10 protein-coding genes are annotated in these 13089 nt (G+C 48.4%); 6 read left to right on the top strand and 4 right to left on the bottom strand.

The genetic code is table 11. The annotated features are described in order from the left end of the window. Positions 1 to 3 precede the first annotated feature (3 nt). A complete protein-coding gene (gene pdxH, locus BLS03_RS04305) occupies positions 4 to 639 on the bottom strand; it encodes a pyridoxamine 5'-phosphate oxidase (protein ID WP_093270189.1) in 636 nt (211 codons plus the stop codon). A 199-nt stretch (positions 640 to 838) separates the two neighbouring features. Between pdxH and BLS03_RS04300 the strand changes: the two genes are divergently transcribed. From BLS03_RS04300 to BLS03_RS04275, 6 genes are all read left to right on the top strand, one after another. Further along, positions 839 to 2230, top strand: a complete 1392-nt coding sequence (locus tag BLS03_RS04300) for an HlyD family type I secretion periplasmic adaptor subunit (RefSeq protein WP_093270187.1) — start codon at positions 839 to 841, stop codon at positions 2228 to 2230. 48 nt (positions 2231 to 2278) lie between these two features. Beyond that, positions 2279 to 2938 carry a transglutaminase-like cysteine peptidase gene (locus BLS03_RS04295; protein ID WP_093270184.1) on the top strand — a complete coding sequence of 220 codons (660 nt, stop codon included), beginning with the start codon at positions 2279 to 2281 and terminating at the stop codon, positions 2936 to 2938. Between the two features lie 8 nt (positions 2939 to 2946). Beyond that, positions 2947 to 4857 (top strand): bifunctional diguanylate cyclase/phosphodiesterase, encoded by a 1911-nt coding sequence (locus BLS03_RS04290; protein ID WP_093270182.1) that lies wholly within the window; start codon positions 2947 to 2949, stop codon positions 4855 to 4857. A gap of 22 nt (positions 4858 to 4879) precedes the next feature. Beyond that, the gene (locus tag BLS03_RS04285; RefSeq protein WP_093270179.1) at positions 4880 to 7021 is read left to right on the top strand and encodes a type I secretion system permease/ATPase; all 2142 of its coding nucleotides are present in this window, start codon (positions 4880 to 4882) and stop codon (positions 7019 to 7021) included. 303 nt (positions 7022 to 7324) lie between these two features. Then, positions 7325 to 8419 (top strand): NapC/NirT family cytochrome c, encoded by a 1095-nt coding sequence (locus BLS03_RS04280; protein WP_093270176.1) that lies wholly within the window; start codon positions 7325 to 7327, stop codon positions 8417 to 8419. 21 nt (positions 8420 to 8440) lie between these two features. Continuing rightward, positions 8441 to 10885: a molybdopterin guanine dinucleotide-containing S/N-oxide reductase gene (locus BLS03_RS04275; RefSeq protein WP_093270319.1), complete on the top strand. Its 2445-nt coding sequence runs from the start codon at positions 8441 to 8443 to the stop codon at positions 10883 to 10885. An 87-nt stretch (positions 10886 to 10972) separates the two neighbouring features. Here BLS03_RS04275 and BLS03_RS04270 read toward each other — a convergent pair whose 3' ends face one another. From BLS03_RS04270 to BLS03_RS04260, 3 genes are read right to left on the bottom strand one after another with little or no spacing between them, the layout of a single operon-like run. Further along, a complete protein-coding gene (locus BLS03_RS04270; protein ID WP_093270173.1) occupies positions 10973 to 11803 on the bottom strand; it encodes a hypothetical protein in 831 nt (276 codons plus the stop codon). Continuing rightward, positions 11800 to 12672, bottom strand: coding sequence for an ATP-binding cassette domain-containing protein (locus tag BLS03_RS04265; protein ID WP_093270170.1), 873 nt, complete (start codon positions 12670 to 12672; stop codon positions 11800 to 11802). Before BLS03_RS04265 ends, BLS03_RS04270 begins: the two co-directional genes overlap by 4 nt. After that, on the bottom strand, positions 12669 to 13040 hold the full coding sequence (locus BLS03_RS04260; protein WP_093270167.1) for a GntR family transcriptional regulator: 372 nt from the start codon (positions 13038 to 13040) through the stop codon (positions 12669 to 12671). Before BLS03_RS04260 ends, BLS03_RS04265 begins: the two co-directional genes overlap by 4 nt. Positions 13041 to 13089: the final 49 nt, after the last annotated feature.

Here is a 13089-nt window from a genome sequence, read left to right as displayed (position 1 = left end):
AAATTAAGGTGCTAAACGGTCAATATCCCAGCTTTGCTCGTGTTTACTAAATAGGAAGCGGTCATGTAAGCGATGTTCCCCACCTTGCCAAAATTCAATGCTCTGCGGTTTGACTCGAAAGCCTCCCCAGAAACTTGGCACTGGCACTTCACCGTTAGCAAACTTCTGTTTTAATTCAAGAAACTTACCTTCCAATACACCACGTGCAGAAATACGACTGCTCTGTTTGCTGGCAATAGCGGCTATTTGGCTGTCTTTAGGGCGTGAGGCAAAGTATTTGATGTTCTCAGCCATAGACAGTTTTTCAGCCACGCCGGTCACATGAACTTGACGCTCAAGCGGGTGCCAAGGGAAATGCAAACTGACTTTGTTGTTGTGACCAATCTGCTGCGCTTTACGGCTGCCTAAATTGGTGTAAAACACGAAACCGTTATCATCAAGATGCTTCAATAAAACAATACGTTGGAACGGTTGACCATGCTCATCAACGGTCGCGACGGTCATCGCCGTTGGATCCGTGAACTTCGCAGCAATCGCTTGTTGCAACCAAATATCAAACTGCTTAATTGGGTCAGCCAATAAATCTTTTCGTCTCAAACCACCTTTTATGTATTCGCGACGAATGTCTTCAAGTTCCATCTTAACTCCCAGCTATTTTTTGCTAGATTGTGCGCCGATCTCGGCGATAACACAAGCCGCCACCCATTGGATTCTGATGCGAAATGGTCAATTAGTTCTCGTATCACGTCAACTGCTTCTAAAATACAAAGTATCCGCCTGCTGCAAAACGCAGACAGCGCTAAGCATTTGGTTAAGCTACTTATCTGCAAGGACCATTATGAGCAAAAATGGCTATAACAAACTGTCTGCCAATGAACTCGGTTACGTCGATGACAAAACGGCCGCGCTGCTTCTCAATACACCAACCAGCGCTCGGCTCATGCTTTGGATCATGGTGCTATTTTTTGCAGCCGCAGTGGCCTGGTCAAGTTGGGCGCAGCTCGATAAGGTTACCAAAGGTCAAGGTAAAGTGGTGCCCTCTTCCCAAGTGCAAGTAGTACAAAACTTAGAGGGTGGACTCGTCAAAGAGATTTTGGTGCGCGAAGGCCAGCAAGTAAAAAAAGGTCAGCAACTACTGTTGATCGACGATACCCGCTTTCGCTCCGATTTTCGCGAACGTGAGCAACAAGTGGCGAACCTGCGGGCTAACGTCTATCAGCTTTCAGCCTCCATCGACAGCGTCATCATCAACAATCAATTTGACGAAAAAAACTGGCAACAAAACGTCATCATCAACGATACCCTACTTTCGTTTCCACCAGACTTTGAACAGCAGCGCGCCGATTTGGTGTCGCGTCAGACGGTTGAGTACCATTTAGATCTCAATAATCTGCGCAATAAAATCTCGCAACTCGACCAACAAGTTAAACAAAAACAACAAGATCTGATTGAAATTCGAGCTCGAGTCAGTAATCTGAGAGCCAGTTACAATTTCGCTCAGCGCGAACTTGAAATCACACAACCGCTGGCAGAAGAAGGGGTAGTGCCGCAAATCGAACTGCTCAAATTGCAGCGCCAGGCGAATGATACTCGTCGAGAATTAACCTCGAGCGAGCTGAAAATTCCGCAGCTACTGTCAACCATTCGCGAAGCCATGCTTAATCGTATTGAAGCGGCGCAGCGGTTTCGCTCAGAGCAGCAAGAGAAGCTCAATCAGACCCAAGATAAACTGTCTGCATTGACGGAATCGGCGGTGGGTTTGGAAGACAGGGTCAATCGTACTGTGGTGATATCACCGGTCACTGGAACGGTGAAAACGCTCAACATCAACACCGTGGGCGGCGTGATTCAGCCTGGGATGGATATTGTTGAAATTGTGCCCAGCGAAGATACGCTGCTGGTCGAGGCCAAAATCGCGCCGCAAGACATCGCCTTTTTGCGCCCCAACCTGCCTGCGGTGGTCAAATTCAGTGCCTACGACTTCACTAAATATGGCGGTTTGGCGGGCACTTTAGAGCACATTAGCGCCGATACCACTCAAGATGAAGAAGGCAACAGTTACTATTTAGTGCGAGTTCGAACCAAGGAAACCTCGCTTAATCACGACACCAGTTTACCCATCATTTCAGGAATGACGGCATCGGTCGATATTATTACTGGTAAACGCACTGTGATGGAGTATTTACTTACGCCGATTCTAAGTGCCAAACAGAATGCTTTAAAGGAATAACCATGCCAAGTCAGGCTCTATTAACTTTCAAAACCCTGCGCAGCTGATATGAAATATTGGCTGTTAGGGTTGCTGTTTGTGTTCATCTCATCGCTTTCCTTTGCGCTCAGTCCTCAAGAGCAAAAGTGGGTGGAAGCGGTGCGCTCGGTATACGGGCAGCGCGCAGCAAAACGCGTCGAAACTTGGCGCAGTGAAATGGCCGATTATCAAAGTTTAAGCGAGAAACAAAAGCTGGAAAAAGTGAACCAATTTTTTAATCAGCTAAACTTTGTCAATGATATAAACCTTTGGGGTAAAAACGATTACTGGGCCACTCCACTAGAATTCTTAGGCAGTAATGCCGGCGACTGCGAAGATTTTACCATCGCCAAGTACTTTTCGTTGCTTGAGCTAGGTGTCTCAGATAATAAACTTCGCCTAGTGTATGTTAAGGCAATAACGCTTAATCAATTCCATATGGTTCTTGCGTACTATGAAAAGCCCAGCGCAGAACCGGTCATTTTGGATAACATTAATCCAGTAATAAAACGTGCCTCCACGCGCAAAGATCTCCTGCCAATTTATAGCTTTAACGGTAAAAATTTGTGGTTAATGAAGTCAAATCAGGGGCAGTTAGCGGGAGAGTCATCTAGACTCAGCTTATGGAATGACTTAAGAGATCGTGAGCGCTCGCTGAATTTAAATAAACCAATAGCAACTTATGATTAAAAGGCATAATGACGTTATATAAACAATTAGTCGCAGGTACGGTCGCGGTGTTTCTGATGCTAATGGCATCGGTGTTTGTGATTGAGTTTAACACCACCCGCCAAAACCTTGAGCAACAACAGCGTTCGGAAGTTAGTAACACGATCAACACGGTCGGGCTTGCTCTCGCCCCTTATTTAGAAAAGAAAGACCAAGTAGCGGTTGAGTCCGTGATTAACGCTCTATTTGATGGCAGTAGCTATTCAGTCGTCAGGTTGGTCTTTCTTGATAGCGGTGATGAAATCGTCCGCACCTATCCGATTCATCCAAGCAACGTTCCGAAGTGGTTCACTAACCTGAATCTGTTTGGCAAAATTCATGAGCGCCGCGTGGTGACCAGCGGCTGGATGCAGTTAGCCGAAGTCGAAATCGTCAGTCACCCGGGCAGCGCCTATAGTCAGTTATGGACTGCCTTTATTCGCTTAGGTATCGCATTTATTGGTGTGTTCGTTATCGGTATTTTGGCGATCGCTTTTATCCTAAAGCGCGCTCTAAAGCCGCTGCAACTGATTGTCACCAAGATGGAGCAAGTGGCGAAAAACCAATTTGGTCAACCTCTGCCACGGCCCAATACTCAAGACCTCATCTATGTGGTGGATGGCATTAATCGCATGTCTGCCCAAGTGGAAAAGTCGTTTAAAGCCCAAGCCCAAGAAGCGCAGCAACTGCGTGAACGAGCCTATATTGACCCGGTGTCAAAACTCGGTAACCGCGCTTACTACATGAATCAGTTGAATGCTTGGCTAGGTGATAGAGGCATGGGCGGCGTCGCCATTCTAGAAGCGATGTTCATCAAAGAGCTTTATGACGACAAAGGCTACGAAGCCGGAGATAACACAGTTCAAGAAGTCGCGTCGCAACTCATGGTGTCAATCACCGCCCCCAATGCCATCATCGCGCGTATTTCTGCGAACGAATTTGCGTTCATCTTCCCCAATATGGACGAATCTCAGCTCAAGCAAATGGCGGTCAATATCAAAGGTTACATCAATAACCTCAACTTAGACCCCTTGGGTGTGGTCTCTGAAAACCTAGCACTTGGCGTGGTGTACACCAAAGACACCCACTCAAGTAGCGCGATTCTCAGTTTACTTGATAACGCCTTAGCGCAATCGAAATCGAACCCTGAACTCGACTACGGATTTATCGCTGCCCAAGCGTCAGAACAAGTGATGGGTAAAAGTCAGTGGCGTCAATTGGTTGAAGAGGCGATCTCAAATGACTGGGTCGAGTTTCGTTTTCAGTCCGCCAATAACAGCCAAGGACAGTCCTATCATAGCGAAGTGTTTTCAACCATAGTCAAAGACGGCAAAACCTACGGCGCCAACCAATATCTGTTTGCGCTTGAGCAGCTTCACGCCAGCCATCTGTTTGACCAATACGTCATTCGCACTTTAATCGAGAAATTGGCCGCCAAAGAGTTGAGTGGACGCTTTGCGATTAATATCGCGCCTTCAAGTATTTCTCAGCCCAGTTTTATTCGCTGGATAACCAATTTACTCACAGGTCATAGCCAAGTTGCCGAGCAACTCCACTTTGAAATCCCAGAGGCGAGCTTTATTCACTCACCACACCACACTGCGCTATTTTGCCACGCGGTGCGCAGCTCAGGGGCGGATTTTGGCGTCGACAACTACGGGCGCCACTTCCAATCACTCGATTACATCAATGAATTTCGTCCAGCGTACGTCAAACTCGATTACCTGTTTACCCATCACCTTGACGATGAAAAACAGAAATTCACGCTAACGTCCATTTCCCGTACCGCGCACGATCTTGGCATTGTCACTATCGCCTCGCGGGTCGAAACACAGACGCAACTTAACTTTTTGTCTCAACATTTTATCGATGTTTTCCAAGGTTTCATTGTGGATAGATAACTCAATAACCAAGGGTGCGATGATGCATGACGCGTTACTCAATTCTCTTATTTATGTTAGTCGTTACTATGGATTGGCCAATTCTCCAGAGGCGCTGATCAACGGTTTGCCGCTTAGCGACGGCAAATTAACCCCATTTCTGTTTCCGCGTTCTGCCGAGCGAGCAGGTTTGGTTGCCAGAGAAAATCGCGCTGCGCTAAAAACCATTTCACCCTTGGTATTGCCTGTGGTTTTACTGCTGCGTAATGGCGACGCTTGCGTGCTCAACAAACTCAACCTTGATGATAACCAAGTGGAAGTGGTCACCGCGGACTCAGGGTTTGTGCCGATTAGCATGGCATTTTCCGAATTGGACGATCTCTTCATTGGTCGCTACTTTTTGGTCAAAAAGCAATTTCGCTACGATGAACGTTCCCCTGAAATTCTCAAACAAGATCATCGCCATTGGTTTTGGGGCACGATATGGCAAAGTAAACGCATTTATCGCGATGTATTGATCGCTTCCATTCTGATTAACCTGTTTGCCATCGCGGCGCCGATGTTTACTCGCTTAGTCTATGACAAAGTCATACCGAATCTGGCGTTTGACACCCTGTGGGTGCTAGCCAGTGGCATTGTGGTGATCTTTCTGTTTGATTTGGTACTGAAACTGCTGCGCAGCTATTTCATCGACGTCGCGGGGAAAAAGTCTGACATTCTGATCTCGTCCAAAATCTACAGCAAAGTGATGGGCATTCGTATGGAAGCCAAACCGCCATCGGTCGGTGCGTTTGCACGTCACTTGCAAGAATTTGAAACCATAAGAGAATTTTTTACCTCTGCCACCATCAGTGCACTGATTGATCTACCGTTTTCGATTCTGTTTTTGGTGATCATTTGGTTGATGGCCGGCGAGCTGGTTTATGTACCGGTCGTCGGGGTTTTGATATTGATGGTCTATTCGCTACTGATCCAAAAACCGCTGCGCCGCGCGATTGAAGAAGGCTCGCGACTCGCCTCACAAAAGTACGCCAACCTGATCGAGAGCTTAGCAGGGCTTGAAACCGTCAAACTGTTCGGTGCCCAAAGTCAGTTTCAGTTTCGCTGGGAAGAAGCCGTGGCTTATATGGCGAACTGGGGAATTAAAAGTCGCCGAATTACCGATGGCATTCAAAATGCTGCGGGGTTTGTGCAACAGTCGGCCAACGTCGGTATTATTATTTTTGGCGTGTATCTGATTGCCGAAGGAAATTTGACCATGGGCGGTCTGATCGCCGCAACCATGCTTAGTGGCCGCGCAATTTCGCCGATGATTCAACTGTCGTTAATTTCATCGCGCTACAATCAAGCCAAATCGGCGATGACCATCATCAACCAGGTGATGGACATGCCGGATGAACAGCAAAGTGGCAAGCGCTATCTGCATCGCCCCATCATTCACGGCAAAATCGAACTCGACAACGTCACTTTCTATTACCCCAACTCCCAGCAAGCCGCGATTCGCAATCTGAATTTGACCATTCGCCCGGGAGAAAAAGTTGCGATCATTGGCCGCATTGGCTCAGGGAAAACCACTCTTGAGCGCCTGATTATGGGGCTCTATCAACCCACTGAGGGCCATGTGCGTATCGACAACACTGACATTTCGCAGCTCCACCATATCGATATTCGACGCAACATCGGTTGTGTACCGCAAGAAAGTCAGCTGTTTTATGGCTCGATTCGTGACAACATCACCCTCGGTCGTCCGTTGGCCGACGATCGTGACATCCTTGATGCAGCCAACCGTGCTGGCGTAACCGCGTTTTCTCAGAGCGATCCAGCCGGACTTGAGCGCCAAGTCGGTGAAGGCGGTATGTTGATTTCCGGCGGTCAGCGCCAAGCGATCACCATAGCCCGAGCATTACTGGGTCGTCCACCAGTATTGATCATGGACGAACCCACCAGCGCCATGGATAACCGCTCTGAGCTGCACATCAAGCAGCAACTCTCCTCGTTAAGCCCAAGTGAAACGCTGATCCTTATCACCCACAAACCTTCGATGCTCGATTTGGCGGACCGCATTATCGTGATGGAAAAAGGGGCTGTCGTCGCCGATGGACCGAAATCTGTGGTGCTGGGCGATCTGAAAAAAGGTAAGCTGCGCACTGTCAAACGCCAATCCGCTCATGAAGCGGTGAAATAATCACCAAAGTGAATTTTTCTAGCCACTAAATGTTCCATCAGGCATAACAACTGATGCTTGTAACACGTACTGTGACGCAAGCAGTGGCTGCCACGCTTTTGAACACCGTGATCATTAACATGTAATTTATTCATAAATATCAATAAATAAAAACACTAAGTTTCTACAACTTAATCCGCCTCTCCTGTCTCAATAGTTGAAAAGGCATACAAAACACAGGCGTAACGCCCACAGAGCTCAAGATCACCACTAAAGTGGTAATGAAGTCCCGGACATCGTCCCATAACAAAAAGATTCTGAGCTATGTCAATCAAAAAACGTTATATCGCCTTAATCGCGGCTGCCGGTATTGGTATCGGCTGGCTCACACTCGGCGGCACTGCAGCAGTGATGCACTACACGTCAAGCACTGAGTTTTGTGTCTCCTGTCATACCATGCAAACCCCGTTTGAAGAGTACCAAGGTTCGGTGCATTTCAGTAACGCTAAGGGGATTCGCGCCGAGTGTTCCGACTGCCACATTCCCTCAGATCCTGTCAGCTACTTAGTCACCAAAATCCGTGCTTCTAAAGATGTGTATCACGAGTTTGTGACGGGCAAAATCGATACGCCAGAAAAATATCAGGCGCATCGTAAGGAGCTTGCGGAGATGGTTTGGCAGCAGATGAAAGATAACGATTCTGCCACCTGCCGCTCTTGTCACACCAGTGACGCGATGGAAACCTACGCTCAGTCTCGAGATGCCGCCAAAATGCACGCCTACGGCAAAGAAAACAACCAAACCTGTATCGACTGTCACAAAGGGGTTGCGCATTTTGCGCCAGAAGCAGAACTCGATAGCAAAGCCTACGACACGCTGGTTGCTTTTACCAAACGTACCAAAGCCGATGCTAAAACGGTTTATCCGATCAGCACTATTGCCATGGGCGAACTTGGCAGCGTTAATCCAACTACTGAGCTGAGTGTGACCTCCCACGACGGCGATAAACGCCAAGTCACGCTCAATGCCTTCCAAATGAAAGGCGCTGAGCAAGTGCTGTATATGGGCAAAGGTCAGCGCGCAATTGTTGCAACCCTTACAGAGCAAGGCCAACAAGCTCTTCAAGGCGATGATTTTGAAGCCGACAGTTACGGTAACGAGTGGCGTGCGGTGAGCTTAAACGCCAGTATCGATCAGCCAGTGCTTGATACACTTGAGCCAATTTGGAATTACGCCAAAGAGCTCGACAACGTTTACTGCTCAACCTGTCACGCCAAAATTCCATCTGAGCATTTCACCGTGAACGCTTGGGGTCCAGTGGCTAAAAGTATGGGTGGTCGTACCGATATTTCGGATGCCAACCTAGAAATTTTGACCAAGTTCTTCCAGCACCACGCCAAAGATGTGGTTAGTCACTAAGGAGTTAAGAAGGTTATGACTATGACTGATATTTCACGTCGCGGATTTCTAAAAACCAGTGGTATCACTGCTGGTGCGGTCGCTTTTAGTTCGTTTGCACCGTTGGCCGCAACGAGCAACGAACGCGGTTCTGGCGTGCTAACCGCTGGCCGAATGGGGCCAATACTGTGTGAAGTTAAAGATGGTAAATTGGTCGCGACTAAAAATGCTCTCGCGCAAACCATGCCTAATAGCTTACAGCTGACGGGCCCGGACCAAGTTTATACTAAAGCAAGGGTGAAATACCCTATGGTGCGTAAAGGCTATCTCGCTAATCCAGAGCAGCCACAAGGCACTCGCGGCAGTGACGAATTTGTAAGAGTGTCTTGGCCTGAGGCGTATAAGCTTATCCACGAGCAACATATGCGTATTCGCAAACAATATGGACCAGCGTCGGTTTTCGCAGGCTCTTACGGCTGGCGTTCAAGTGGCATTCTGCACAAAGCCCAAACCTTGCTGCAACGTTATATGAGTATGGCGGGTGGCTATTCCGGCCATTTAGGTGACTACTCAACGGGGGCAGCACAAATCATCATGCCGCACGTGGTGGGCTCAATTGAAGTCTATGAGCAGCAAACTACTTACCCGGTGATTTTAGAAAGCAGTGATGTGGTGGTGCTTTGGGGGCTTAACCCGGTCAACACCCTTAAAATCGCTTGGACATCTACTGACTGCGCTGGGCTGGAGTTTTTCCACCAACTTAAAAAATCAGGCAAAACCGTTATCATCATCGACCCGATTCGCTCGGAAACAGCAGAGTTTTTCGGTGATAATACCACTTGGGTAGCGCCGCACCCGATGACCGATGTGGCCATGATGCTCGGCATCGCCCATACCTTAGTCAAAAACAACAAACACAATATCGAGTTCTTGCAAAAATACACCGAAGGTTATCAAACCTTTGAAGACTACTTGCTCGGTAAACAAGATGGCATTGAGAAGAGCGCGGATTGGGCTTCAACCATCTGCGGTTTACCTGCCAAACAGATGCATCTGCTCGCCGATATTTTCGCTGAAAATCGCACCATGCTCATGGCGGGTTGGGGCATGCAGCGTCAGCAATACGGTGAGCAGCGCCATTGGATGCTGGTAACACTCGCAGCCATGCTTGGTCAAATCGGCTTGCCTGGCGGCGGTTTTGGCTTCTCATATCACTATTCAAACGGCGGCAACCCAACTCGTGATGCTGGCGTACTACCAGCAATATCAGCTTCGCCTGGCGGTGGTTCATCGGCAGGTAACGACTGGGCAATTTCCGGCGCGGTACAAAGTTTTCCGGTGGCGCGTATCGTCGAAGCACTCGAAAATCCCGGCGTCGAATATTCACACAATGGCCATACCTTAACCTTCCCTGACATCAAAATGATCTGGTGGGCAGGCGGTGCAAACTTCACCCATCACCAAGACACCAATCGCTTGATTAAAGCCTGGCAGAAACCGGAATTAGTGGTGATTTCTGAGCCATATTGGACCGCGGCAGCGAAACACGCCGATGTGGTTTTACCCATCACCACCTCCTTTGAGCGCAACGACCTGACCATGACTGGCGACTACAGTAATCAGCATTTGGTGCCGATGAAACAAGTGGTTGAGCCACAAGGTGAAGCGCGCAACGACTTTGACGTATTCGCGGATATGGCAGAGCTTCTAAAACCCGGCGGGCACGACGTTTACACCGAAGGGAAAACCGAAATGGAGTGGCTTTATGGCTTTTACGTTGCAGCGCAAAAAAGTGGCCGCGCGGCACGTGTTGCGATGCCAAACTTTGACACATTTTGGGCTAACAATCAGCTGATTGAAATGAAGTATAACGACAAGGCGGCGGGCTTTGTGCGTTATGCCGATTTTCGCCAAGACCCAGTGGTCAACCCACTTGGCACGCCAAGTGGTAAGATTGAAATTACCTCAAAAACCATCGCTGGATTTGAGTTGCCAGACTGCCCTGCTCACCCAACTTGGCTTGAACCAACCGAATACACCGGCAGCGCCAAACAAGACGAATTGCAGCTGATGACCGCTCACGCCGCTGACCGACTGCACAGTCAATTTAACTATGCCGAACTTCGCGACGGGTATGCGATAGCCAATCGCGAACCGATTTGGATCCATCCACAAGATGCCAAACCGCGCGGAATTGCCGATGGTGACTTGGTGCGCGCCTTTAATGGACGCGGCCAAGTCTTGGTTGGCGCTTTGATTACCGAACGCATTAAACCAGGCTCGGTGTGTATTCACGAAGGTGGCTGGCCTGATTTAGATCCAGCGACAGGGATATGTAAAAACGGCGGCGCGAATGTGCTGACATTAGACATTCCAACCTCAAGGCTTGCCAATGGCTGCGCGGCTAACTCAGCGCTGGTTAAAATCGAAAAATACACCGGTCCAGAGCTAACATTAACAGCGTTTGATCCACCAAAGAACGGCTAACTAACTTCTCGCTCCCTGCTCCAAGAAGAAAAGGCGATGAATCCTCATCGCCTTTTTGTTGATTGACTCTAGTTTGAGTAAATCGCGCTACTCTAATGTTTTGCTGTAATGCAGGCTAACTATTGCTGCGCCTGCGCCAATCGCAATATAAATTAACCAGCTAAGCCATGACATAGAAGCAAACACGCTCAATGGATTCGCCTCAAGCAACACATTCATCGGGATCGCAAACACCGCCGAAAAGAAATCGCTGACACCGTAGTAATTAAACAGCCCCATCGCCCCCCATTTCAGCGCATATACAGCAACAAACATCACCAAAATTGGCGAGTTCATACGTTGTGATAACGCCAATGCGACCAAAGCCAACGGCACTAACAACAGCCCGGCCCAGATCATTCGAAGCAAAAATCCCAGCCAGTGAATCAAGCTGTAACAGAGCGAAGCTTGCTCAAGCGCCAAAGTGAGTTTCTGCCCGGATGTCATATTCAGCAACCACAACAAAATATCAGCGCCGAGTACCAGCAGTGCGCACACCATAGGAATGACGGCTAAACCAAAAACCAACTTGATGATATGGGTTTCGACGTCGCTAACCGGCATGCTGCGCCAGAACATCAAACTGCCTTCTTGGCGCGGTTTACGCAGCGTTTTGGGGAAGTACATGGTTGAGAGCAGAATCGACAAAAGCCCAGCCCCGCCAGTAATCAGAGTATTGATACCACTGGAAAAATTGAGATGAGAGTTGGTCAAATCGCCGCCAAAACGCATTTCAAACAACAGATTTTCCTGCAGCGCGGTATTCATAAATAACGCCACCAGCAGCGCCAAGCTACATAGCCCAATCCACAAAGGAATACGCATAATGTAACGATATTCGATCCACTCTTTTTTCAGCATCGCAACATAACGATTCATGATTGCACTCCCTTTTGCAACGCCAGAAATAGCTCGGTCAGACCGACATTCATCACTTGGCCAAGGCTTGAAACTTGGTCATAACAGGCGCGTGGCAATAGCCATTTACTGCTGCCCAGTCCTGGTTGCACCATTAGCGGCTGACATTGATCCAGTACTTGGCGATGCTCATCGCTGGCATCGAGAATAAAGAATGCGTTTTGAATTTCATCAATCGGGCTTTGCCACACCACTTGACCGTGTTTAAGGATCAATACATCGGTAAGCAAGTGTTCGATCTCGGCCACCTCATGACTGGCAATAAGTAACGTACGCTCGCCATCTTGCAACCATTCGATCAAATGGCGATAAAAAGTATCACGATAAACCAGATCCAACCCTAACGTTGGCTCATCAAGGATCAACACATTCACGTCGGTGGCAACTACAATCGCCAAATGCAGCTGCACTTTCATCCCTTTAGACAAAGCGCCGATCTTGCGTCCAAGCGTCACATCGGTTTGTGCCAATAATTGCTGTGCCACCAAAGGCTGAAATTTGGGGTGCACGCCAGCGATGTAGTCAATCAGCTGTTCAACGCTCATCCAATCAGGTAACACGTTAACATCAGAAATGCAGGCGAGGTTTTCCATCAATTTGGCACGTTGTGAAAGCGGCTCACAACCATTGATTTCGATTTGACCTTGATAAGCTTGAGCGCCAAGCAGGCTTTTGATTAAGGTCGATTTTCCGGCGCCATTATGGCCAAGCAACCCCAGCACTTGGCCACCACCAAGTTCAAAACTGACATCGGTCAGCGCATGGGCTTGGCCCGCTTGATGTCCCGAATACTGTTTCGAGACATGTTGAACACGAACTACAGGCTTCATTCGTCACCTTCAATATGTTGACTAAGTCTTGAGATAAATTCGTCCATTGACATCTGCACTTGGCGCAGCGTAGCGGCAATATCAGGAATCTGTGTTTCAATAAATTGCTGTTTTTGCTCGGCGAGCAATTGCGCTTGCGCGCCAACACACACATACATGCCTTGGCCGCGGCGTTTTTCAACCAGACCATCATCGACCAACAGCTGATACGCTTTTAGCACAGTAAGATGGTTGATTTTGAGATCGGCTGAGACACTACGAACCGAAGGTAGCGCGCTACCTTCAGGCCATGTGCCTTGTAAAATCTGCTTGCTTACCCGCTGTGCCAATTGGCGAAAAATGGGCTGATCATCGCTCCAATCTTGCACGCTGCCTCACTGCCATACTAGTGTTATATTTATGTATAACACCATAACA

This window comes from Vibrio xiamenensis, from assembly GCF_900100015.1.
In the GTDB taxonomy this organism is placed as follows: Bacteria; Pseudomonadota; Gammaproteobacteria; order Enterobacterales; family Vibrionaceae; genus Vibrio; species Vibrio xiamenensis.
The sequence above is the reverse complement of the archived record's forward strand: the minus strand, read 5'-3'. Positions and strand labels throughout refer to the sequence as shown.